The sequence below is a fragment of the Halorubrum sp. LN27 genome (genome assembly GCF_016635065.1).
GTDB lineage: Archaea > Halobacteriota > Halobacteria > Halobacteriales > Haloferacaceae > Halorubrum > Halorubrum salipaludis.
On the sequence record NZ_JAEPET010000001.1, the window covers coordinates 576237 to 597642 of the forward strand.

At 69.7% G+C, this 21406-nt stretch carries 22 protein-coding genes; 13 read left to right on the forward strand and 9 right to left on the reverse strand.

The window, feature by feature from the left end; genetic code table 11:
- Positions 1-3 precede the first annotated feature (3 nt).
- Positions 4-363, reverse strand: coding sequence for a response regulator (locus JIN95_RS02790; RefSeq protein ID WP_095636431.1), 360 nt, complete (start codon positions 361-363; stop codon positions 4-6).
- Between the two features lie 197 nt (positions 364-560).
- Here JIN95_RS02790 and JIN95_RS02795 point away from each other — a divergent pair, with 197 nt between their 5' ends.
- From JIN95_RS02795 to JIN95_RS02820, 6 genes are all read left to right on the forward strand, one after another.
- On the forward strand, positions 561-1592 hold the full coding sequence (locus tag JIN95_RS02795; protein ID WP_095636430.1) for a phosphate uptake regulator PhoU: 1032 nt from the start codon (positions 561-563) through the stop codon (positions 1590-1592).
- 82 nt (positions 1593-1674) lie between these two features.
- The gene (locus JIN95_RS02800) at positions 1675-1857 is read left to right on the forward strand and encodes a hypothetical protein (RefSeq protein ID WP_095636429.1); all 183 of its coding nucleotides are present in this window, start codon (positions 1675-1677) and stop codon (positions 1855-1857) included.
- Positions 1858-1919: 62 nt separating this feature from the next.
- A complete protein-coding gene (locus JIN95_RS02805) occupies positions 1920-2147 on the forward strand; it encodes a hypothetical protein (protein ID WP_007998354.1) in 228 nt (75 codons plus the stop codon).
- 85 nt (positions 2148-2232) lie between these two features.
- On the forward strand, positions 2233-2661 hold the full coding sequence (locus tag JIN95_RS02810) for an SRPBCC family protein (protein ID WP_095636428.1): 429 nt from the start codon (positions 2233-2235) through the stop codon (positions 2659-2661).
- Positions 2658-3464 carry a carbon-nitrogen family hydrolase gene (locus JIN95_RS02815; protein ID WP_095636427.1) on the forward strand — a complete coding sequence of 269 codons (807 nt, stop codon included), beginning with the start codon at positions 2658-2660 and terminating at the stop codon, positions 3462-3464. Before JIN95_RS02810 ends, JIN95_RS02815 begins: the two co-directional genes overlap by 4 nt.
- 651 nt (positions 3465-4115) lie before the next feature.
- The gene (locus JIN95_RS02820; protein WP_200530453.1) at positions 4116-5129 is read left to right on the forward strand and encodes a presenilin family intramembrane aspartyl protease PSH; all 1014 of its coding nucleotides are present in this window, start codon (positions 4116-4118) and stop codon (positions 5127-5129) included.
- A 602-nt stretch (positions 5130-5731) separates the two neighbouring features.
- Here the strand turns inward: JIN95_RS02820 and aroA are convergent.
- A complete protein-coding gene (gene aroA / locus JIN95_RS02825) occupies positions 5732-7120 on the reverse strand; it encodes a 3-phosphoshikimate 1-carboxyvinyltransferase (RefSeq protein WP_200530454.1) in 1389 nt (462 codons plus the stop codon).
- A 158-nt stretch (positions 7121-7278) separates the two neighbouring features.
- Here aroA and JIN95_RS02830 point away from each other — a divergent pair, with 158 nt between their 5' ends.
- Positions 7279-7812, forward strand: a complete 534-nt coding sequence (locus JIN95_RS02830; protein WP_095636424.1) for a multiprotein bridging factor aMBF1 — start codon at positions 7279-7281, stop codon at positions 7810-7812.
- Between the two features lie 30 nt (positions 7813-7842).
- Here the strand turns inward: JIN95_RS02830 and JIN95_RS02835 are convergent, their stop codons facing one another.
- Together JIN95_RS02835 and JIN95_RS02840 are read right to left on the reverse strand one after the other, a co-directional pair.
- Entirely contained in the window at positions 7843-8259 is a 417-nt protein-coding gene (locus tag JIN95_RS02835) for a disulfide bond formation protein B (RefSeq protein ID WP_200532099.1), read from the reverse strand.
- A gap of 23 nt (positions 8260-8282) precedes the next feature.
- Positions 8283-9089 (reverse strand): DICT sensory domain-containing protein, encoded by an 807-nt coding sequence (locus tag JIN95_RS02840; RefSeq protein WP_200530455.1) that lies wholly within the window; start codon positions 9087-9089, stop codon positions 8283-8285.
- 122 nt (positions 9090-9211) lie between these two features.
- Here JIN95_RS02840 and tpiA point away from each other — a divergent pair, with 122 nt between their 5' ends.
- From tpiA to JIN95_RS02865, 5 genes are all read left to right on the forward strand, one after another.
- Positions 9212-9856 carry a triose-phosphate isomerase gene (gene tpiA / locus JIN95_RS02845; protein WP_095636422.1) on the forward strand — a complete coding sequence of 215 codons (645 nt, stop codon included), beginning with the start codon at positions 9212-9214 and terminating at the stop codon, positions 9854-9856.
- Between the two features lie 235 nt (positions 9857-10091).
- Positions 10092-12011 carry a molecular chaperone DnaK gene (gene dnaK, locus JIN95_RS02850; RefSeq protein ID WP_198951517.1) on the forward strand — a complete coding sequence of 640 codons (1920 nt, stop codon included), beginning with the start codon at positions 10092-10094 and terminating at the stop codon, positions 12009-12011.
- Between the two features lie 85 nt (positions 12012-12096).
- The gene (dnaJ, locus tag JIN95_RS02855) at positions 12097-13257 is read left to right on the forward strand and encodes a molecular chaperone DnaJ (protein ID WP_095636420.1); all 1161 of its coding nucleotides are present in this window, start codon (positions 12097-12099) and stop codon (positions 13255-13257) included.
- Between the two features lie 67 nt (positions 13258-13324).
- Positions 13325-13645: a cupin domain-containing protein gene (locus tag JIN95_RS02860; protein WP_095636419.1), complete on the forward strand. Its 321-nt coding sequence runs from the start codon at positions 13325-13327 to the stop codon at positions 13643-13645.
- A gap of 95 nt (positions 13646-13740) precedes the next feature.
- Entirely contained in the window at positions 13741-14451 is a 711-nt protein-coding gene (locus tag JIN95_RS02865) for an AMP-binding protein (protein ID WP_095636418.1), read from the forward strand.
- A 36-nt stretch (positions 14452-14487) separates the two neighbouring features.
- On the opposite strand, the gene JIN95_RS02870 is transcribed toward JIN95_RS02865, so the two are convergent.
- The gene (locus tag JIN95_RS02870; protein ID WP_198951516.1) at positions 14488-16392 is read right to left on the reverse strand and encodes an ABC transporter substrate-binding protein; all 1905 of its coding nucleotides are present in this window, start codon (positions 16390-16392) and stop codon (positions 14488-14490) included.
- 106 nt (positions 16393-16498) lie between these two features.
- Between JIN95_RS02870 and JIN95_RS02875 the strand changes: the two genes are divergently transcribed.
- A complete protein-coding gene (locus tag JIN95_RS02875) occupies positions 16499-16996 on the forward strand; it encodes an NYN domain-containing protein (RefSeq protein ID WP_095636417.1) in 498 nt (165 codons plus the stop codon).
- An 11-nt stretch (positions 16997-17007) separates the two neighbouring features.
- On the opposite strand, the gene JIN95_RS02880 is transcribed toward JIN95_RS02875, so the two are convergent.
- Genes JIN95_RS02880 through JIN95_RS02895 form a run of 4 tightly spaced genes read right to left on the reverse strand, consistent with a single transcriptional unit; the run spans position 17008 to position 21360 of the window.
- Positions 17008-18222: a M20/M25/M40 family metallo-hydrolase gene (locus tag JIN95_RS02880; RefSeq protein WP_200530456.1), complete on the reverse strand. Its 1215-nt coding sequence runs from the start codon at positions 18220-18222 to the stop codon at positions 17008-17010.
- Positions 18219-19148, reverse strand: coding sequence for a diaminopimelate epimerase (gene dapF / locus JIN95_RS02885; RefSeq protein ID WP_200530457.1), 930 nt, complete (start codon positions 19146-19148; stop codon positions 18219-18221). The genes JIN95_RS02880 and dapF overlap by 4 nt, the downstream gene beginning before the upstream one ends.
- Positions 19145-20524: a diaminopimelate decarboxylase gene (lysA, locus tag JIN95_RS02890; protein WP_200530458.1), complete on the reverse strand. Its 1380-nt coding sequence runs from the start codon at positions 20522-20524 to the stop codon at positions 19145-19147. Before lysA ends, dapF begins: the two co-directional genes overlap by 4 nt.
- Positions 20521-21360 (reverse strand): 2,3,4,5-tetrahydropyridine-2,6-dicarboxylate N-succinyltransferase, encoded by an 840-nt coding sequence (locus tag JIN95_RS02895; protein WP_095636413.1) that lies wholly within the window; start codon positions 21358-21360, stop codon positions 20521-20523. The genes lysA and JIN95_RS02895 overlap by 4 nt, the downstream gene beginning before the upstream one ends.
- Positions 21361-21406: the final 46 nt, after the last annotated feature.

Consider the following 21406-nt stretch of genomic DNA (forward strand, 5'->3'; position numbering starts at 1 on the left):
CGCTCACCCGAAGTGGCTCCGCATCTCGGAGACCAGCTCGTCGGCGTCAACCGGCTTCGTGACGTAGCCGTCGGCGCCGGCCTTCACCGCCTCCATCATCTTCTCCTGCTGATCGACGCTCGTGCACATCACGATCACCGCGTCGGGCCAGCGCTCCTTGATCGCGGCGGTCGCCTCGATGCCGGTCATCTCGGGCATGACGACGTCCATCGACACCGCGTCCGGTTCGTACGCCTCGAACAGCTCCACCGCCTCCGTCCCGTTCTCCGCCTCGTCGACCACCTCGAACGGCCCGTCCAGCGCGTCCCGGACGACGGTCCGCTGGAACGAGGAGTCGTCGACGACGAGTACCCGCTCGGTCATGTCCACCTGTCGGCGGCAGAACGGCATAAGCGCGCGGATCGACCGCGCACCCGGGCGCCCTCGGCCTCTCTTCTCTCACCCCCTTTCCCTCGTCTCCCCTTCCCCGTCGACGACGCGGAAGAACACCTTGTATATTCGACGGCGCGTATAATGGTCATAGGAACAAGGTTAAGGTGTATCCGGCGGTATCAACCCTTATGGAAACGCGGAAAGTCCAGCGGTTGGGTCCGTCGACGCTGGCGATGACTCTCCCCGCGGAGTGGGCGAAGGAGCACGGCGTCAACAAGGGCGACGAGGTCTCGCTGCGGATGGGCGGCAAGGGAACGCTCACGGTCCTTCCGGAGTCGGTGAGCTCGGAGGAGTCGGAGGCCGTGATCAACGCGGACGCGCTCGACGCGCGCTCGCTCGAACGCGCCATCGTCGCGCAGTACGTCCTCGGGCGGCGCGTGATCCACGTCCGCAGCGAGGGGACGCTCGACAGCGAACACATCAACGCGGTCTACAAGGCCGAGACGCAGCTGATGGGGCTCGGCGTCATCGAGGAGACGCCCTCGGACATCTCGATCCGGTGTTCCGTCGACCCCGAGGACTTCACCCTTGACAACCTGCTCGAGCGGCTGGAGAACACGGGGTCGACGATGCGCGGCGAGGCCGTGAAGGCGCTGGCGCACGGCAACCCCGACCTGGCCCAGCGCGCGCTCAACCGCGAGCGGCAGGCGAACAAGATCTTCGTGCTCCTGCTCCGGCTCATCTTCACGGCGTACCAGAACCCGAACCTCGCCCGCGCGGTCGGGCTCGAGGAGGGGTTCCCCCTGATCGGCTACCGGTCGGTCGCGAAGAACCTCGAGCTCACCGCCGACAACGCCGAGGACATCGCCGACATCGTGATGGAGGCGGAGGGCCACACCCTCGACGTCGACAGCGCGACGATGCGGCAGATCCGGGAGTTCACCGATCAGGTGGACGAGCTGACCGCGCTCGCCGTGCGGGCGGTCGTCGAGCGCGACTACGACCTCACGGTCGAGTGCCGCGAGCTGTTCGCCCGGCTCGAGGACCGCGAACAGGAGATCCTCGGGGAGCTGCCGAGCGACCTCGACAACGACACGCTGCTGATGACCCGCGAGGTGCTCGTCAGCCTCCAGCACACCGCGGAGTACGCGATGCGGAACGCCGAGATTGCCGCGAATCTCGCGCTCAACGAGGAGTCGGAACACGTCGAGATCATCTGATCCGCCCGGAGGGACGCCGGCGTTTCGAGTCCGACTCCCCCGCCTTCGCATGAACTAAGTAGCCGCCCGCAAAGCGACGAGTATGAGCGAGGCATCCATCGAGTCTGACAAGGAAGTCGGCGTGGCGCTCGCGTTCGGCGCGATCGCGGTCGTCGGCGCCGTCGTGATGTTCGGCCACCCGTCGCAGCTCGGGAAGGCCTGGGGGTTCGGAGCGGCGTTCCTCTTCGCCCTCTGTTCGGTCGTCGCCGTCCAGATATTCGACTGAGGCGGCCCGAACGCGACCCGGACGAGTAACCGTTAAGGACGTTTGACGCCTACCTTCGGGACATGAGCGAGTACACCGAGGAGGAGCAGCGCATCCTCGCGTACCTCACGGACAGCGTCACCCGTGGCGAGCGCTACGTCCGCTCGAAGACGATCGCCGACGCCATCGGCCTCACCGCCAAGCAGGTCGGCTCCCGGCTCCCCCGGCTCGCCGAGAAGTCCGACGACGTGGACATCGAGAAGTGGGGTCGCGCGCGGTCGACGACGTGGCGCGTGACCCCACAGGGCTGAGTCGATTCCCTCCCCACCTCGACCGATTCCCACCCCGCCGCTCGACTCGCGTGCTTTTAACTCCCGTAGCCCCAAACGGGGGCGTATGACCGTCCGAGTCTCCCGGACGTTCGAGTTCGACGCCCCCGCCGAGGACGTGTGGGCGTTCATCTCGGACGCCGAGCAGCGCGCAGGGGCGATAAGCGTCGTCGACACCTACGAAGTACACGGCGACGGGCGGGCGACGTGGCACGTCGCGCTCCCGATCCCGATGATCCGGTCGACCATCTCCGTGGACACGGAGGAGGTCGAGCGCGACCCGCCGACCCGAGTGAAGTTCGTCGGGAAGTCGAAGGCGTTCCGCGTCACCGGCGAGCACACGATCACCGAGACCGACGGCGGCTGCCGGCTGGCCAACGAGTTCGTGGTCGAGGGGAAGCTGCCGGGCGTCGAGTCCTTCTTCGAGCGCAACTTCGACGCCGAGCTGGACAACTTGGAGGACGCCCTGCGCGCGTCGCTCGGAACGACCGCATGAGGGTCGCCTGCGTCCAGCTCGGCGTCGAGGGCGGTGCCGTGGAAGACAACGTCGCGGGCGCGATCGAGGCGGTCCGCGAGGCCGCGGCCGACGGGGCCGACCTGGTCGTCCTCCCGGAGCTGTTCGACGTGGGGTACTTCGCGTTCGACTCGTACGCCCGCGCGGCCGAGAGCCTCGCCGGCGATCGGCTGGGTCGGTTCGCCGAAGTCGCCGCCGAGGCCGACGTGAACGTGCTGGCGGGGACCGTCGTGGAGGATCTGGCTGCGTCCGCGGCCGACGGGATCGACGCGCCGGCCGAGGAGGGGCTCGCGAACACGGCGGTGCTGTTCGACCGAAACGGCGAGCGGCGGCTCGTCTATCGGAAGCGACACCTCTTCGGCTACGGCTCCGAGGAGACGGACCGGCTGGTTCCCGGCGAGCGGGAGCCGGTGACGGAGGTCGAGGGTGTGCGCGTCGGCGTGACGACCTGCTACGACCTCCGGTTCCCGGAGCAGTTCCGGCGGATGGTCGATGCGGGCGTCGAGTGCGTGCTGGTGCCGAGCGCGTGGCCGTACCCCCGCGTCGAGCACTGGCGGACGCTGGGCCGGGCGCGGGCGATCGAGAACCTGGCGTACGTCGCGGCAGTCAACGGGAGCGGGACGTTCGACGACGACGCGCTCTGCGGCCGGACGACCGTCTACGATCCGTGGGGGACGACGCTCGCGTCGGCGGGCGAGGAGCCGACGACCGTGACCGCCGAGGTCGACCCGGACCGGGTGGCCGCGGTGCGCGAGGAGTTCCCCGCGCTGCGGGACCGCCGGTAGGCACGGACCGTCTCATTTATACGGGAGAAGCGACAACGATCGCTTGCCGAAGTCCGACGCTTTTCTCGTTGGAGTTCGGCGACAAAACCACGCGCCCGTCCCGACCACTCGGGCGGCGACGCCGATGACAGCCCGGGGGTCCGCTGTTCGGCCGCCGCCCGTCCGCCTCCCGTCGTTCAACCTTCCGCTTCGCCTTTCGCCGCCTTCGTCTCTCCCTTTCGGAACCGGCTCCCAGTTACGGGTTCACGTCCGTGATCTCGCGAGCCGCGGATCCGTGCTCACGTCCGTGCGACGGCCATCGACGTCGAGGGGGTCGCTCGCCCGGAATCAACCTCGATAATTCGAGCGATAGCTACTTATCCCGCACAAGGTAGAAGCTAAACGCCGCGGACGAAACCGGCCGGCCCACTCCCGTTTTCGGGCGGGCCGGCCGGAGACTCGCTTCCACCGTCCGTCGTCCGTCGGCTTTCGGGCTCGGGTCATCCGCTCCCACACCGTACCCGATCCCGTTTCTCGGCACCCGACAGTCACGCTTCTCGACGCCCGACAGTCACGCTTCTCGACGCCCGACAGCAGACGTAGCGGCGGCCGCGTTTCCGGGCCGAGCCGAAGCGCAAGGACGAAACCCTCGGATCCCGAATCGTCGGTCGAATGTTCCCCCGCGAGTACCGCGGCGTCGCCTTCGTCGTGGGCCTGTTCCTCGTCGTCCAGCTGGGCGCGTTGGCGCTGGTCCCGGAGTTCGCAGCGAGCGGCTACCAGGCGGTCGAAAACCCCGACAACCCGACGAACAGCCTCGTCTACATCGCCGCGATCGTCGCCATGACGGGCGTGATGCTCGCCGCGTTCCGCTACGACCTCGACCAGGGGATCCGACTCCTGATCGTCGGCGTCTCGGCGTGGCTCTCGTGGTACGTCTTCTCCGCCGTGATCTCGCCGCTCGCGGCCGCCGTGCCCGCGGTCGCGGTCGGCGTCGCCCTGCTCGCGTACCCCGAGTGGTACGTGATCGACGCCGCCGGGGTGCTGATGGGCGCGGGCGCGGCGGGACTGTTCGGCATCTCCTTCGGACTCCTGCCCGCGCTGCTGCTGTTGGCCTTCCTGGCGATCTACGACGCGATCTCGGTGTACGGCACCGAACACATGCTGTCGCTCGCGGAGGGCGTGATGGACCTGAACATCCCCGTGGTGCTCGTGATCCCGCTGTCGCTCTCGTACTCGCTTCTGGGCGAGGCGTCGGAGGAGAGCGATGATGTCGGCGATGACGGCGGGCCGACCGAGGACGACGGCTCGGCCGGAGAGAGCGCCGCCGACGGGACCGTCGACGACGGGGCCGCCGACGTCTCGGAACCCACCGACATCGAGGACCGCGACGCCTTCTTCATCGGACTCGGCGACGCCGTGATCCCGGCGGTGCTCGTGGCGAGCGCGGCGACGTTCTCGCCGGCGGCCGGCCTCGACGTGCCGCTGATCGGGATCAACGCCCCCGCGCTGCTCGCGATGGTCGGCAGCCTCGCGGGGCTGTTGGTGCTGATGAGCTGGGTGATAAAGGGGCGGCCGCACGCCGGGCTCCCCCTCTTAAACGGCGGCGCGATCGGCGGCTACCTGATCGGCTCCGTCGTCGCCGGCGTTCCGCTGATCGAGGCGGTCGGGCTGGCCGGATTCCTGTAAGTCGACGTTTGTGGCGCTGTCGGCCGTTTATACGTGATCGACGGTTTCGCGGTGAACGCCCCCCAAATCCCCGGCCGCTCGCCTATAAGTAGTTGCTCACGGCGGATCGACGGAGAACACCTCCAAATCCCCGGCCGCTCGCCTATAAGTAGTTGCTCACGGCGGATCGACGGAGAACACCTCCAAAGCCCCAGCCGCGACGACTCGCGCGGCTTGCTGTCGTTCGAAAGGCGCGAAGCGCCTTTCGTGATGTCGTCAGAACGCTTTGCGTTCTGACTGCTAGCCAGAAATCGGTGATTTCTGGCGATGACGAGAGAGCTTTGCTCTCTCGAACCACGCGCTTCAGTCGCTCACTTCGTTCGCTCCCTCCAGTGCTTGCTGCGCCGTGCTTCGTCCTCGCGGCTGCCCCTTTGAGTCCCACCCCGACCGCACGGCACAGCAGCCTCACGCCTCCCCAGCCTCGCCGCTCGCTCGGGGCTCCCTCCGGTCGCCCACGTCGCTCGCGGCGTCCCTCGCGCGTGCTCCTCGCGGCCGCCGGCGGCGGCACGCTCGGAGGGACGCGCCACCGCACCGTCCTTGTACACTCCTCCTCGTTTCGCGCGCTACTCGCTCGCGCCGTCGCGCTCGACCGCCATCCCGAGGTCGGCCATCGCGTCGAAGAAGTCGGGGAACGAGACGTCAACGTGTTCGCCCCCGCGGATCGTCGTGGTGCCCTCGGCGACGAGCGCGGCCACCGCGAGCGACATCACGATCCGGTGGTCGGCGCGCCCGTCGACGGCCGCGCTCCGGAGGTCACTCTCGGAGCCGTGAATCGTCAGCGTATCCTGCTCCTCGGTCGTCTCGGCGCCCAGCTTCTCCAGCTCCTCGGCCATCGCCGCGACGCGGTCCGTCTCCTTGTACCGGACGTGCTCGCAGTTCGTGATCCGGGTGTCGCCGTCGGCGACCGCGCCGAGCGCGGCGATCGTGGGGAGGAGGTCGGGCGTGTCGCCCACGTCGACCTCGACGCCCGACAGATCGGAGCGCCGGACGGTGATGACGCCCGCGTCGCGGTCCCACTCGATGTCGGCCCCCATGCGCTCGGCGATCTCGACGATCGCGGAGTCGCCCTGCGCGCTCGGCACCGCGCCCTCGATCCGGACCGCCTCGCCGGGCTCGGCGGCGACCGCGCCGGCGGCGACCAGATAGGAGATCGAGGAGAAGTCGCCGGGGACCGTGTAGCTCCCGCCCGCGGGCGCGTACGACTGGCCGCCCTCGACGACGAAGCCCGCCGCCCCGGCCGCGCCGTCGAGCGCGTTCCCGCCGTCGCCGACGGGCGTGGCCTCGATCCCGAAGTCGTCGAGGAGTTCGAGCGTGATGTCGACGTACGGCGCCGACTTGAGCGGGGTCGTCAGGTCGACCTCGATCCCCTCCTCGGTGACCGCGCCGGCCATCAGCAGCGCGGTGACGTACTGCGAGGAGACGTCGCCCGGGATCGCCACCCTGCCGCCCGCGAGCGGCCCGGAGATCACCAGGGGCGCCTGCCCGTTCCCGCGGGTCGACTCCGCGCGCACGCCGAGGTCGCCGAGCGCCTCCAGGAGGGGGCCCTGCGGACGCGAACGGAGGGAGCCGTCGCCCGTCAACACCGTCGTGCCGTCCGCGAGCGCTGCCGCGGCGGTGACGAGCCGCATCGTCGTCCCGGAGTTCGCGCAGTCGATCACGTCGTCGGGGACCGCGGGGCGACCGCCGAAGCCGTCGACGGCGAGCGCGTCGGCGGCGTCCATGTCGTCCGCGTCGGACTCGGCTTCGGCCCCGGACCCGGGGCCCGGATCGACCGCGCCGCCGAAGGCCGTCACGGCCCGAGCGGTCGCCTTCGTGTCGGCCGAGACGAGCGGGGAGCGCACGGTCGCGCCGTCGCTATATCCCGCGGCCAGCAGCGCGCGGTGGGTGTAGCTCTTCGAGGGCGGCGCGCGGGTCGATCCTCGCACGGTCGAGGTGGTGACGTGAACGTCCATACCATCCCTGCCGCCCGCGGCGACAAGTGGGTACCGGCCGCGGCACGATTCTGTTGGTGTGCCCCGCGGCGCGATCCGGCGCCGCCGATCGGCGACCGGAGCGCCCGTCGTGGCCCGCCGGCGCACCCTTTATACCACCGGGAGCGCTACCGTCGCGTATGCCCCAGTGTGAGATGTGTGGCGCCGACGAGGCCTCGCTGACGACGACGAAGGTCGAAGGCGCCGAGCTGGAGCTGTGCAGCTCGTGTACGGACTTCGGCACCGAGGTCCGCGACGAGTCCACCGGCTCCGGCGGCAGCAAGTACTCCACGAGTTCGAGCACCGGGAAGTCGTCCGGGTCCTCCTCCGGCTCCTCAAGCGGGTCGTCCGGCTCGTCGGGCGGGTCGACGCGCCCGCGCGACATGTTCGACGACATGGACGAGATCGCCACCGACTACGACGACCGGATTCGCAAGGCCCGCGAGTCCCGGGGGCTCAGCCAGGAGGAGCTGGCCGATCAGCTCAACGAGAAGGCGAGCCTCATCCGTAAGCTGGAGCGCGGGGACACCCTCCCGACCGACGACATCCAGCGGAAGCTGGAGAGCGCGCTCGACATCTCGCTGGTCGAGGGCGAGTCCGTCGACGACGCCGACTGGGACAGCGGCGACGCCGGGACGATGACGCTCGGCGACGTGGTCAAGCGGAAGGACTGACGCGCGGATACGTCCCGAAGTTTCTCTCTCCTACCGTCCGACTCGAACCCACATTCCGACGAGGAGCACCGCGAGCAGCCCGAACGCGACGAGCGAGAGGTTCGGGATCGTGAATCCGATCACCGGGCTCTGCCACTGGACCGCCGCGCACGGACCGCCGAGCGTGCACTCCGCCGTCGTCGCCTGGAGGTACGAGTGGTACGCGGAGAGGATGAGTCCGAGGCCGACGAACGGCAGCGCGGTCCGGGAGACCGCCGCCCGGCCCTCGACGGTTGCGACGCCGAGGACGACGACGAGCGGGTACATGAGAATTCGCTGGTACCAACACAGGTCGCAGGGCGTGAGCCCGAGCCCGAGGCTGAACCAGAGGCTCCCAGCGGTCGCGACCGTCGCGACGAGCGTCGCGGCCGACAGCCAGACCCTCGAGTCCGAAAGGCGCTCCCACACGCCGTCGCTCGATGGCTCCCCCGTCACACCGTCGCTCCGCCGTCGTCCGTCTGTTCCGACCCGCCGTAGCGCTCCGTCAGGTAGTCGATGATGTAGTCGACCGTCTCGGGGTCGTAGCTCCAGAAGCCGTAGAACTCGCCCGGCGCGCGTTCCTCGGCGAGCAGCGCACACTTCGCGTCGTCGTACCCGCCGCCGTCGTACGCGACGAACCACGTCTCCCGGATCTCCGCGGTCTCGCCGACGTGGACGGTGTAGTGTTCCACGTCGGGGGCGTCGCCCTCGTCCGCGGCGTACGCGTGCACGTCGAGCCGCTCTTTCCCGCCGAGCAGGTCGTAGGTGTCCGCCTCGCCGGTGAGCACGTCGAGGGTCTGGAAGCCCGCGTGGAGCTCCCCGTCGCCGACCCGCCACGCGCGGTCCTCGATCTCGCGGGAGGCGGCCACCATGTCCGCGCGCGAGTAGGAGGTGAACATCGTCTCGTCGAGGTGGTCCAACACCGGTCCCCCGACGCGGCCGCCGGCCGGCTCTCCGGCCGCCGGCTCGTCTCTACCGCCTTCCGACTCGCCGCCGCGGCCGTCCGACTCGCTTTCGCCGTCTCCCGGGTCGTCCCGTCGCGGTAACAGCTCGTCGACGGTCACGGCCGTGACGAACTCGCCGTCGCGCGCGAGCACGGCGAACCCCTCGGGGCCGGCGGCGGTCTGGGCCTCGACCACCCGGATGTTACGGTCGGCGAAGTACTCCCGGAGCTCGTCCGCGACCTCCGGGTCGGCGTTGAAGACGGTCAGCGTGGCCTCGTGAGCTTCCACGCCGGCGATGAGCTCGATGAGGGACATCCCTTGCCGGACCCACAGTACCGGGGTATAAGGTCGTTACTGCTCTCGGGGGGCGCGAGGGAGTCTCGGCGGAGCGTCGCCGGAGTATGAAGCTATTTGCGCCGCGGACCCCGAATGCGGGTATGTTCATCCTAGTGAACCTCAAGGCGTACCCGTGCGATCCGATCGAAGTCGCGACCGCCGCCCGCGACGTGGCCGAGGCGTCCGGCGCGCGGATCGCGGTCTCGCCGCAGGCCGCGGACATCGCCCGCGTCGCCGACACCGGCGTCGAGACGTGGGCCCAGCACGTCTCGCCGAACGCCCACGGCTCCCACACCGGCTCGACCCTCGCCGAGGCGGTCGCCGACAACGGCGCCGAGGGCACCCTGATCAACCACTCGGAGAACCGCCTGAAGCTCGCCGACGTCGACGGCTCCGTCCGCGCCGCAGAGCGCGCTGACCTGGAGACGATCGTCTGCGCGAACAACCCCGCGCAGGTCGGCGCCGCCGCCGCGCTCGGTCCCGACGCGGTCGCCGTCGAGCCGCCGGCGCTCATCGGCGGGGATGTCTCCGTCTCGACGGCCGATCCGGGGATCGTCGAGGACGCGGTCGCGGCCGCCGAGGCCGTCGACGAGGACGTGGACGTGTTCTGTGGCGCCGGCGTCTCGACCGGCGAGGACGTGGCCGCCGCCGGCGACCTCGGCGCCGCCGGCGTCCTGCTGGCCTCCGGCGTCGCGAAGGCCGACGATCCGGAGGCCGTGCTCGAAGACCTCGTCAGCGGGATCTGAGGGGCGTCGAGGGCGATCTGAGGCGGCTTCTCGGTCTCCGCGACGGCGATCGGAAGTCGTTTCTCGATCCTCGCGACGGCGATCGGGTTGCTGCGCTTGCGGATCGGTATAAAGACATCGGTGAGATGCGTTCACACGATCGCGGAAACCGCATGACTGCGGCGTGATCCGATGCGCGTCCGAATCGCGCCGTCTAGTAACCTTTAACCGACACAAGCCGGTACATTTGGGTAAGATGGCGAGCAACAAAATCCTCGGTATCGACCTCGGTACCACCAACTCCGCGTTCGCGGTGATGGAAGGCGACGAGCCGGAGATCATCGCCAACGCGGAAGGCGACCGGACCACGCCGTCGGTTGTCGCCTTCGCCGACGACGGCGAGCGCCTCGTCGGCAAGCCCGCGAAGAACCAGGCCGTCCAGAACCCCGACCGCACGATTCAGTCGATCAAGCGGCACATGGGCGAGGACGACTACACCGTCGAGATCGGCGACGACGAGTACACGCCGGAGCAGGTCTCGGCGATGATCCTCCAGAAGATCAAGCGCGACGCCGAGGAGTACCTCGGCGACGACGTCGAGAAGGCGGTCATCACCGTCCCCGCGTACTTCAACGACAAGCAGCGGCAGGCGACCAAGGACGCCGGCGAGATCGCCGGCTTCGAGGTCGAACGCATCGTCAACGAGCCGACCGCGGCCTCCATGGCGTACGGCCTCGACGACGAGTCCGACCAGACCGTCCTCGTGTACGACCTCGGGGGCGGCACGTTCGACGTGTCGGTCCTCGATCTGGGCGGGGGCGTCTACGAGGTCGTCGCCACGAACGGGGACAACGACCTCGGGGGCGACGACTGGGACGAGGCGCTCATCGACCACCTCGCCGACGAGTTCCAGAACGACCACGGCATCGACCTGCGCGACGACCGGCAGGCGCTCCAGCGGCTGAAGGACGCCGCCGAGGAGGCGAAGATCGAGCTGTCCAACAAGAAGGAGACCACCGTCAACCTCCCCTTCATCACCGCGACCGACAGCGGTCCGGTCCACCTCGAGCAGTCTGTCACCCGCGCGACGTTCGAGAACCTCACCTCGGACCTGATCGACCGCACCGTCGAGCCGACCGAGCAGGCCCTCTCCGACGCCGACTACTCGAAGTCGGACATCGACGAGGTCATCCTCGTCGGCGGCTCCACCCGGATGCCGCAGGTCCAGGAGAAGGTCGAGGAGCTCGTCGGCCAGGAGCCGAAGAAGAACGTCAACCCTGACGAGGCGGTCGCGCTCGGCGCGGCGGTCCAGGGCGGCGTGCTCTCCGGCGACGTCGACGACATCGTCCTGCTGGACGTGACCCCGCTCTCGCTCGGGATCGAGGTGAAGGGCGGCCTCTTCGAGCGGCTCATCGAGAAGAACACCACGATCCCGACCGAGGAGTCGAAGGTGTTCACCACGGCCGCGGACAACCAGACCTCCGTCAACGTCCGCGTCTTCCAGGGCGAACGCGAGATCGCCGAGGAGAACGAGCTGCTCGGCGCGTTCCAGCTCTCCGGCATCCCGCCGGCGCCCGCCGGAACGCCGCAGATCGAGGTCTCCTTCAACATCGACGAGAACGGCATCGTCAACGTGGAGGCCGAGGACCAGGGCTCCGGGAACGCCGAGTCGATCACCATCGAGGGCGGCGTCGGCCTCTCGGACGAGGAGATCGAGGAGATGCAGGAGGAGGCCGAGAAGCACAAGGAGGAGGACGAGGCCCGCCGCGAGCGGATCGAGGCCCGCAACGAGGCCGAGACGACGATCCAGCGCGCCGAGACCCTCTTAGAGGAGAACGAGGAGGAGCTTGACGACGACGAGCTCGTCGCCGACATCGAGGCGGCCATCGAGGACGTCGAGGAAGTCCTCGAAGACGAGGACGCCGACACCGACGAGATCGAGTCCGCCACCGAGGCGCTCACGGAGGAGCTCCAGGAGATCGGCAAGCAGATGTACGAGGGACAGGCCGCGCAGGCCGGTCCGGGCGGCGCGGGCGGCGCCGCGGGCGCCGGTCCCGGCGGGATGGGCGGCATGGGCGGCGCCGCCGGTCCGGGCGGCGCAGGCCCCGGCGCCGACGGCGACGACGAGGAGTACGTCGACGCCGACTTCGAGGATGTAGACGACGACGAGGAGTAACGCGGACCCTTTCGGTTCGCGGCGTCCCTCGGACGCGCCGCTTAACACGACCCAGCCACGAACGACCCAATAACGAACGTAACGCATGAGCGAGAACTTCTACGACGTCCTCGGTGTCTCGCGGGACGCCAGCGAGGAAGAGATCAAGAAGGCGTACCGCAAGCAGGCCGCCAAACACCACCCCGACGTCAGCGACGACGACGACGCCGAGGAGCGGTTCAAGAAGATCCAGAAGGCCAAGGAGGTGCTCACCGACGAGCAGAAGCGCCAGCAGTACGACCAGCTGGGCCACGACCGCTTCACCGAGGCCGACAAGCGCGGCGCGACCGGCGGCGGCGGTCCCGGCGGCGCGGGCGGTCCCTTCGGCGGCGCGGGGGGCGCCGGCGGCGCCGGCGGCTTCGAAGACATCTTCAACCAGTTCTTCGGCGGGGGCCGCGGCGGAGGCGGCGGTGGCGGAAACCGACCGCGACAGGGACAGGACCTCCGCACCGGCCTCACGATCGATCTGGAGGAGGCGTTCGAGGGCGCGACCAAGGAGGTCACCCTCACGCGACCGACCGAGTGCGACACCTGCGACGGCGCCGGCCACCCGCCCGACGCCGACGTGGAGACCTGCCCGCAGTGTAACGGGCGCGGGCAGGTCCAGCAGGTCCAGCAGACGCCGCTCGGCCGCGTCCAGCAGACCTCGACGTGTCCCCGGTGCGAGGGCGAGGGCGAACTCTACAGCGAGGACTGCGCCGACTGCGGCGGCGACGGCGTGGTCCGCGAGGAGGCGACGCTCTCCGTCGAGATTCCGGCGGGGATCCGCTCGGGACAGAGCCTCCGGATGGAGCGCGAGGGCGCGCCCGGCGAGAACGGCGGTCCGAAGGGCGACCTGCTGATCGAGGTCGACGTGGACGTCGGCGACCGGTTCCAGCGCGACGGCGACGACCTCCGCGTGAACGAGGCCGTCTCCTTCCCGCAGGCCGTCTTCGGCGACACCATCGAGGTCGAAACGGTCGACGGGAGCGTCGAGATGGACGTGCCCGCCGGCACCCAGAGCGGCGAGACGTTCCGCCTCAAGGGGAAGGGGATGCCCCGCCTGCGTCGGCGCGGGCGCGGCGACCTCTACGTGCAGGTCGGGGTCGTGATTCCCGAGGAGCTCAACGAGGAGCAGCGCGAGGCGCTGGAGGCGTTCGCCGAGGCCGGCGGCGAGGACGTGGACGTTGGCGGCGGCTTCTTCGAGAAGCTGAAGAGCTCCTTTTAAGCGCCGGCTTCGGCGACGCCCTCTCGCCGACCCGTACCTTTTCCGCGGTCCGGTTCCTCTCTCCGATATGGGCTACGACGCGACCGCCTACGACGACGTCGAACCGCGCGCCCCCGGCATGTACTTCCTCCGCGACGCGCTCGACTGCGAGGAGCTCGGCGTCACGGTCGTCGAGGCGAACGACGGCTGGGAGGGGATGGAACACGACCACGCCGAGGAGGGTCACGAGGAAGTGTACGTGCTGCTCCACGGCGAGGCGACGCTCACCGTCGACGGCGACCCCGTCGAGCTCGGACCCGGCGACGCGGTCCGGGTGGACGCCGACTCCACGCGCGACTTGGCCTTCTCCGCGGACGGCTCGAAGATGGTCATCGCCGGCGCCCCCTGAGAGACCCGCGGTCTCTTTCCGACCTTCGCCGCCCGGCTCGTGAGTCCCGGGAACGCCTCCGCGTTTTTAAGTCTCGCCCGCCCCGAGCCGCGGGCATGGACGTCGTCGGCGATCTGCTCGATCGCGACCGCCGGAGCCGCGAGACCGCGCTCGTCACGCCGGACGGACGCGAGCGCACGTACCGGGACCTGATCACCAACGCGTACAAGGCCGCCAACGTGTTGCGCTACCTCGGCGCCCGCGAGGGCTCGACCGTCGCCGTCGAGCCGACGCCGGGGTTTCACACGACGCTCGCCTTCTTGGGCGCCGCGGGGCTGGGGGCTCCGGTCCGATTCGACCCGGCGCTGGGGCTCGAACGAGGCGATCGCGTGGTGCTCGTCGACGTGGCCTACGAGGCCGGCGCGGAGCCGGCGCCCGGCACGAAGCTCGCGGTCTTCGGCGGCCCGCCGGACCGCCCCGAAACGACGCACTGGGAGCAGGAGCTGTGGAGCGAGAACCCCGCGACGCCGCCGAGCGACGTCGACCCCGGCGACCCGGTTGTCCGTGTCGCCGACAGCGAGGTCACTCACCGCGACCTCCTCGCGGCGGCTTCCGCAGTCGTCGACCGGTACGGCATAAACTCCGACACTCGGGTCGTTCTTCGAGGTGACTTCTCGGACCCGCGGACGCTGGCCGGGAGCGTGGTCGCGCCGCTCTCGGTCGGGGGAACGGTCGTCCTGGCGGACCGGAATTCCGACCGCGAGAACGGCGGAGCCAGTAGCGATCCGACAGTGGTCGTTGACGGCGATACAGAACTACCAAAGTAGCGGCGAGTGACTGTTCCCCCGCTCGAAGGGAATCAATTAGGCGTTGGCCGGGTGAAAGTCGGACCAGCGGGGCTGCCAAGTGAACTGCGGCTCAGCGAGTCCGCGATAGACGTCTTGGATGAGCCGGTCTTTGCTGATCGCCGAGGCCACCGCCTGCCGGAATGAGACGTGTTGGAACAAGTTACCCGGACCGGTTCCCCACCCGTTGTCCCGCTGGTTCACGGAAAGAACCGTGCTGTAAGACGTGGGGATCCGCCGGAGCGTCACGGCATCTCTCCCGTCATACGACTCGTACTGCTCCAGCGGGATGGCGGCCGAGTCGATCTCGCCGGCTTCGAGCGCCTCAAGGTGAGACGCCTGCTCCTGAACGACGCTGATCGAGGCCGCCTCAAAGAGCGGTACCCCCGGAAACGGGTCGGACCCCTCGTCGATGTCGCGCAGGTAGTACTCGTCGTTGCGGGTGTATGTTGTCCCGGATCCACGGTTCCACTCGTCGAGCGTGAACGCGCCGAGGTTGCCGGTGAAGCGGAGTTCGAGCAGCTCCTCGTCCTGTTCGAGGCCGTCCGCGTCCTCCTCCTCGACGTACGGCTCGACGAGGCCGCGCGGAATCGGGTACAGGAGCGGGTCGTACGACTGGGGCCACAGGAGGGTGGGCCGTTCGAGCGTGGCCTGAAACTCGAACCTGCCGGTCTGTTCGACCTCGACGCCGTCCCAGCTGGTCGACGCGGCGGTGTTCGCCCAGTCGGACTGGTGGAGCTCCTGAATCAGATAGACGAAGTCCTCGGCAGTAACCTGCCCGTATGGTTCGCTGAACCGGAGGTTCTCGCGGACCTCGAACGTCCACACTGCTCCGTGCTCGGTGGACATGTCGTACAAGAGCGGGAAGTACTCCTGATTCTCGTCGAACGTATATCCCCGATCGAGCGCGCGACCGATCGCTATCCGCTCGCTGCCCTCTGTGTGATACAGCGGGTTCAGGGTCTCGAACGCGGCCGAGGTAACGCTGTCGTACGAGCCAGAGACTGCGGGATCGGTAAAGTACCACGCCGGCAAGTCCCATCCGTTCGAGAAGTTCTCGGCCGGCCCGCTAAGCTTGGAGGTGTAGCCGACGAGGTCGTCGCTGAACAGCAGCGTGATGTACGGCTGCTCGCGGGCGAGGTTCTCGAGGATCTCGACGACCGCCTCTCGGAGTTCAGCAGGGTTCGTCGCCTTCCCGGCATCCTCGAACAGTTCCCGTGCGTTGAACCGGGGGTAGTAGCCAACTGGATTGTAGGACGAATCCGCGCCGGCGAAAAACAGCTCGTTCGTCAGTGGGTTCAGAGGATGGGTGTTCAGTCCGAACACGGTCGACATGTCCCACGGCTCCCTGCTCGTGACGGAACGCGGGCCGGGGTTCTGCGGTGTCGGACTCGCCCACTCGACCGTGTTCCCGTCAACCGTGTCGGTACCACCTCTCGGCTCGGCAACCCAGTGCTCGTTGTTGAACCGGACGCTGTCGATCGCCTCGACGGCGACGTCAATGCCGAGATTCTCACCAAGTTCCTTGGCGATAAACTCGGCGGTAAGCCGCGAGGTCTCCTGTCCCGTGCTGTGGTAGATATCCAGCTCCACCTGATCGCCCGCCGGGGAGACCAAGTTGCCGCCGTCGAAGCCGTAGTCGTACTCTGACTGCTCGAATGCCTGCTGTGCGAGCTCGCGGGCTATCTCCTCGCCGTGTAGATCGTCAACGCCGAATTGCGGGAAATCGCCGATATCAACGGTATCGCCACCGTCCCCCCCATTGGGACCGTCTGTTTTGGTCTCGCCGCCGTTCCCCTCGCCGCCCCGCTCGGAACAGCCGGCGAGCGTCGCGACACCGGTGGTGCCGAGCGCGGAGAGATACCGTCGCCGATGAATATGTTTTTCGCTAATATTTCCAGGAGTAGAATACTGCTGTCGCACGTTCTACCTCAATAAGAAGAGATACAAAAACACCCAGATCTACGTCGAGCTGCATGACCGACAGACGGATCCCAAAACCCCTAACCCATCGGATCGAACGGGGCGTATGACCGAAATCCACCCCGATCAGCGCGTCGCGGTGCTCGCCGACTCGCAGAACCTGTACCACTCCGCCCAGAGCGTGTACTCTCGCAACATCGATTACTCGGGACTGCTCGAGGCGGCCGTCAACGACCGGTCGCTCGTCCGGGCGATCGCGTACGTGATCCGGGCCGACTCCCCGGAGGAGGAGAGCTTCTTCGAGGCGCTCCGCGGCATCGGCTTCGAGACGAAGATCAAGGACATCAAGACGTTCGCCGACGGGTCGAAGAAGGCGGACTGGGACCTCGGAATGAGCCTCGACGCCGTCTCGCTCGCGAGCCACGTCGACACGGTGGTGCTCTGTACGGGCGACGGCGACTTCGCCCGGCTCTGTTCGCACCTCCGGCACGAGGGTGTCCGCGTCGAGGCGATGGGCTTCGGCAACTCCGCGGCCGACGAACTGATCGAGGCCGCCGACGACTTCGTCGACCTCGCGGAAGAAGAGGAGACGTTCCTGCTGTAACCGCGCCGGAGTCAGCGTCCCGCGCCGCCGGCGTCCCCGAGCACCGCGCCGATCGCCAGTTCGACCGTCTTCGCGGCCGCCTCCACTTCTCGGACCCGGACGTACTCCCGCTCGGCGTGAGCCACCGCTCCGGCCTCGTCCGCGAGGTCACCGGGCCCGAACACGACCGTCGGCGCCGGTGCAAAGTACGACGCCTCCGTCGCCGCGCCGAAGGGCCGGATCGCGCCGCCGCGGTCCGCCGGGAGCCCGACCGACTCGCCGGCGCTCCGGGCAGCGCCCGCGACCGCTTCCACCAGTTCGTTGTCCGGGTCCGTCGAGAACGCCTCGAAGAACGGCGACTCGCGGTCCGTCAGCGCGACCTCGACGCCTACGTCGTCGGGGGTCGACGCTCGGACCGCGTCCGCGAGCGACGACCGGAACCCCTCGGCCGTCTCCGGCGGGACGCTCCGCCGGTCGACGGTGATTTCACAGTCCGCGGGCACCTGATTCGTCGCGCCGCCGCCCTCGATGACGGTCGGCGTGAGCTTCGGCGGGCCGAGCTGCGGGTGCTCGTCGGCGCCGTCGTCGAAGGTCCGGATCGCCCCGAGCGCGCCCTCAGCGGCCGCGACCGCGTTCGCGCCCGCGAACTCCGCGGCGTGGGCGGCGGTCCCCGACAGCTCGACGGTTCCCTGAAACCGCCCCTTCGCGGCGGTGCAGGCGTCGAGACCGGTCGGCTCGCCGACCAGGAACAGGTCGCCGTCGAGCCGGTCGTCGGTCCCGGGCGAGCGACCGGTCAGCGCCGCCGCGCCGAGCGACAGCGACTCCTCGTCCGGCGTGAGCGCCAGCGTGATCCGCCCGCGCTCCGGGTCGGCGGCGAGGAACCCGGCGAGCAACGCGGCAAGCGGCCCCTTCGCGTCGCAGGACCCGCGCCCGCGGATCACGGCTTCGGGGGCGTCACCGGCGTCTTCCGAACCGCCGCGCTCGTCCTCGGTCGCCTCCCCGCGCTCGAACGGGACGTGCGGCGTCACCGTGTCGAGGTGCGTGTTCGCCACGAGGTGCGGGCCGTCGTCGGGGGCGTCCGAGCGCTTCTCGGCGAGCACGCAGCCGCCGGCGACGACCTCGCAGTCGACCCCGAACCGGTCGAGCGTCTCGACGACGAGCGCGCGCATCTCCTCGACCGACTCGTGAGACGGAGTCTGAACCGCCCGCTCTAAAAAGGAAACCGCGTCGAACGCACCCTCGCTCATCGGGGGTCGACCGGGAGCGTCCCGGTGAACTCGCGGGCGACCGGGCCGGTCAGGGTGGCGTGCCCCTCGTCCGGCACCGTGATCTCCAGCTCGCCGCCCGGCGGTCGGCTGACCGCCGACTCGCCGGCGATCAGGCCGAGCCGACGCGCGGCCGCGACGACCGCGACCGCGCCGGTGCCGCAGGAGCGGGTCTCTCCCTCGACGCCGCGCTCGAAGGTTCGCTGGTCGATGACGGCGGGGCCGTCGCCGGAGCCGTCGTCGACCACCGCGGCGAGGTTCACGTTCGCGCCGTCGGGGAAGACGTCGGCGTGACGGACCGGCGGCGCGACCGCGTCGAGGTCGACCGCGTCGATCCCGTCGGGGTCGTCGCGGCCGCCGTCGACGAACGCGACCGCGTGCGGGACCCCGGTGTTGACGGCGGTGACCGTCAGCCCCTCCACCGGCTCGTCGATCAGCGGCGTGTCGCGGGCGAGCGGCACGCGAGCGGGGTCGAACGTCGGCTCGCCCATCTCGATGGTGGCCGCGGTCGCGTCCGCGGTCACGGAGGCGCGCCGGGTGCCGGCCTGCGTGTCGATCATGAACTCGCGGTCGCCCGTCCGGTCGTGGGCCCACAGCGCGACGACGCGGGCGCCGTTGCCGCACATCGTCGCCGTGGAGCCGTCGGGCTGGACCAGCGTCATCACGACGCGGGTGGGGTGAAAGCGCTCCTCGACGCTGAGGAAGAGGACGCCGTCAGCGCCGCGTCGGCCGGCGGACGCCCCGTCACCCTCGGCGTCGAACTCCGACCCGTCGACGCCGGTCTCGCGGTCGCAGTGGGCGCGAGCGAAGGCCGCGCGGTCGCCGACGCCCTCGGCGTCAGCGTCGACGACGATGAAGTCGTTGCCCGTGCCGTGGTACTTCTCGAACGGGACGGCGTGGGCGCTCATCGGCCCGCCCCCGTCCGGTCGGTTCGGCCGGTTCGGTCGGTCCGGTCGGGCGTCGCTTCCCGCTCGACCGCCGTCAGGTCGCCGAGCGCCTCTCGGCGGCGGACGACAGCCGCGGTCCCGTCGTCGAGCGCGACCTCCGCCGGCCGCGGTCGTGAGTTGTATTGGTTCGCCATCTCGTATCCGTACGCGCCCGCGATCCCGACCGCGAGGAGGTCCCCGCGGACCGGGTCGGCGAGCGCTCGGTTCCTACAGAGGACATCGCCGGTCTCACAGATAGGTCCGGCGACCGTGACAGGGGTTGCCTCCCGCTCGTCTGGGGCCGGGGGGTCGCTCCCGTCGCGTTCTCGCCCGCCGCCGAGGTTCCGGATCGGGTGGTAGGCGTCGTACATCGCCGGGCGAAGCAGGTCGGTCATCCCGGCGTCGACGCCGACGACGCGCTCGTCCGGGGTCGGCTTCACCGTGTTCACGCGCGTCAGGAGCACGCCCGCGTCGGCGACGACGTACCGCCCGGGCTCGATCGCGAGGTCGACGCCCGCGGGGAGCGGGGCGACCGCCTCCCGCGTCGCCTCGGCGACCGCCGGGAGGTCGAGCGCCGGCGCGTCTTCCTCGTAGGGGACCCCGAAGCCGCCGCCGACGTCGACGTATTCGAGATCGAGGGGGTCGGCGTCCGCGTCGTCCGGCGACGCCAGTTCCCGCGTCAGCTCGCCCATCCGGGCGACCAGCTCGCGGTGGCTGTCGAGCTGGTCCGGGTCGATGCCGGATCCCGCGTGCGCGTGGATCCCGACCACGTCGAACCGGTCGGCCGCGTCCCGCGCCGCCTCCGTGACCCGATCGAACGGGATTCCGAACTTCGCCGCGCCGCCGGTCCGGACCTTCTCGTGGTGCCCCGCGCCGACGCCGGGGTTCACCCGGACGCAGACCCGGCCGTCGTAGCCGCGCTCGGCCAGCCGGTCGAGGGTGTCGACGGCGCCGACGGTGACCGTGATGTCGGGCTCCGCCTCGGCGACGCCGACGACGTAGTCGAGGTCGCGGGCGGGCGGGTTCACCGCGGTGTAGTGGAGCCGCGAGCCGCCGAAGCCGGCCGCGAGCGCGCGGTCGACCTCGCCCGCCGAGGCGCACTCGGCGTCGAGGCCCGCCTCGCGGACCGCCTCCAGCACGGCCCGACCGGTGTGGGCCTTCACCGCGTACCGCACCTCGGCGTCCGGGAAGGCGTCGCGCAGGCGCTCGCAGTTCTCGCGGACGCGGTCGAGGTCCTGCACGTAGAGGGGCATCCCGTGGTCGGCCGCGAGCCCGGCAAGGCGGTCGGCGTCCCAGTCGCTCACGCGTCGGACCGAGGGGTTTGGCGGAGACTCTGCAGCCGGTTCGGGGTCGCTCATTCGCGGAGCGCGTCCTCTCGCTGGGTCGCCTCCAGCGTCTCCTCCTCGACGTGGGTCGCGACCACCGCGGGCTTGTACGCGCCGCCCTCGAACAGGTCGTGGTCGCCCACGGACGACTCCACCATCCGGGTGAACGCCCGGCGCTCGGCCGGGAGGTGGCCGTAGATGACCTCCTCCTCGACGAGGTCGTAGACGGGGATCCGGGGGGTGAGCAGGGTGTTCTCGCCGACGATCGAGTTCTCGCCCACGCGGAAGCCCGAGGTGACGCGGCAGCCCGCGCCGAGCGAGACGCCGTCCTCGACGATGACGGGCGCGTCCTCGACCGGTTCGAGGACGCCGCCGATCAGCGTGTTGGCGCCGAGCTTGACGTTCTCGCCGAGCTGGGCGCAGGAGCCGACGGTGTCACAGGAGTCGACGAGCGTCCCGTCGCCGACGTACGCGCCCATGTTGACGAACGAGGGGCTCATCATGATGCAGTCGCTGCCGAGGTACGCGCCGCGGCGGATCGCGGTGCCGTCCGGCGTGTTTCGGGTGCCGCGCTCGCCGAGGTCGTCGGTGTCGCGCAGCGGGAGCACGTCGTGATAGGTGACGCCGCCGTACTCGCGCGGCTCGGTCTCGCGCAGGCCGAAGTTGAGCAGGATCCCCCGCTTGACCCACTCGTTGGCCTCCCACGAGGTCACGTCGTCGCCGGTCTTCTCGGCGGCGCGGACCTCGCCGGCCTCCAAGGCGGCGAGGAACTCGTCGATCACGGCCGCGTCCTCGTCGGTGGCGTCGGCGGCGGTCAGCCCGTCCTGATAGCGGTCCCACAGATCGGATACGTCGGCTTCCAGCGTCATTGAATGGTGTATGGATGAGTGTCGGTATTTATTCGTCGATGTGCGT

Excerpts from the sequence above, each read along its gene's own strand:
- JIN95_RS02790 (WP_095636431.1), bottom strand. The coding sequence starts at position 363 with ATGACCGAGCGGGTACTCGTCGTCGACGACTCCTCGTTCCAGCGGACC.
- JIN95_RS02795 (WP_095636430.1), top strand. The coding sequence starts at position 561 with ATGGAAACGCGGAAAGTCCAGCGGTTGGGTCCGTCGACGCTGGCGATG.
- JIN95_RS02800 (WP_095636429.1), top strand. The coding sequence starts at position 1,675 with ATGAGCGAGGCATCCATCGAGTCTGACAAGGAAGTCGGCGTGGCGCTC.
- JIN95_RS02805 (WP_007998354.1), top strand. The coding sequence starts at position 1,920 with ATGAGCGAGTACACCGAGGAGGAGCAGCGCATCCTCGCGTACCTCACG.
- JIN95_RS02810 (WP_095636428.1), top strand. The coding sequence starts at position 2,233 with ATGACCGTCCGAGTCTCCCGGACGTTCGAGTTCGACGCCCCCGCCGAG.
- JIN95_RS02815 (WP_095636427.1), top strand. The coding sequence starts at position 2,658 with ATGAGGGTCGCCTGCGTCCAGCTCGGCGTCGAGGGCGGTGCCGTGGAA.
- JIN95_RS02820 (WP_200530453.1), top strand. The coding sequence starts at position 4,116 with ATGTTCCCCCGCGAGTACCGCGGCGTCGCCTTCGTCGTGGGCCTGTTC.
- aroA (WP_200530454.1), bottom strand. The coding sequence starts at position 7,120 with ATGGACGTTCACGTCACCACCTCGACCGTGCGAGGATCGACCCGCGCG.
- JIN95_RS02830 (WP_095636424.1), top strand. The coding sequence starts at position 7,279 with ATGCCCCAGTGTGAGATGTGTGGCGCCGACGAGGCCTCGCTGACGACG.
- JIN95_RS02840 (WP_200530455.1), bottom strand. The coding sequence starts at position 9,089 with ATGTCCCTCATCGAGCTCATCGCCGGCGTGGAAGCTCACGAGGCCACG.
- tpiA (WP_095636422.1), top strand. The coding sequence starts at position 9,212 with ATGTTCATCCTAGTGAACCTCAAGGCGTACCCGTGCGATCCGATCGAA.
- dnaK (WP_198951517.1), top strand. The coding sequence starts at position 10,092 with ATGGCGAGCAACAAAATCCTCGGTATCGACCTCGGTACCACCAACTCC.
- dnaJ (WP_095636420.1), top strand. The coding sequence starts at position 12,097 with ATGAGCGAGAACTTCTACGACGTCCTCGGTGTCTCGCGGGACGCCAGC.
- JIN95_RS02860 (WP_095636419.1), top strand. The coding sequence starts at position 13,325 with ATGGGCTACGACGCGACCGCCTACGACGACGTCGAACCGCGCGCCCCC.
- JIN95_RS02865 (WP_095636418.1), top strand. The coding sequence starts at position 13,741 with ATGGACGTCGTCGGCGATCTGCTCGATCGCGACCGCCGGAGCCGCGAG.
- JIN95_RS02875 (WP_095636417.1), top strand. The coding sequence starts at position 16,499 with ATGACCGAAATCCACCCCGATCAGCGCGTCGCGGTGCTCGCCGACTCG.
- JIN95_RS02880 (WP_200530456.1), bottom strand. The coding sequence starts at position 18,222 with ATGAGCGAGGGTGCGTTCGACGCGGTTTCCTTTTTAGAGCGGGCGGTT.
- dapF (WP_200530457.1), bottom strand. The coding sequence starts at position 19,148 with ATGAGCGCCCACGCCGTCCCGTTCGAGAAGTACCACGGCACGGGCAAC.
- lysA (WP_200530458.1), bottom strand. The coding sequence starts at position 20,524 with ATGAGCGACCCCGAACCGGCTGCAGAGTCTCCGCCAAACCCCTCGGTC.
- JIN95_RS02895 (WP_095636413.1), bottom strand. The coding sequence starts at position 21,360 with ATGACGCTGGAAGCCGACGTATCCGATCTGTGGGACCGCTATCAGGAC.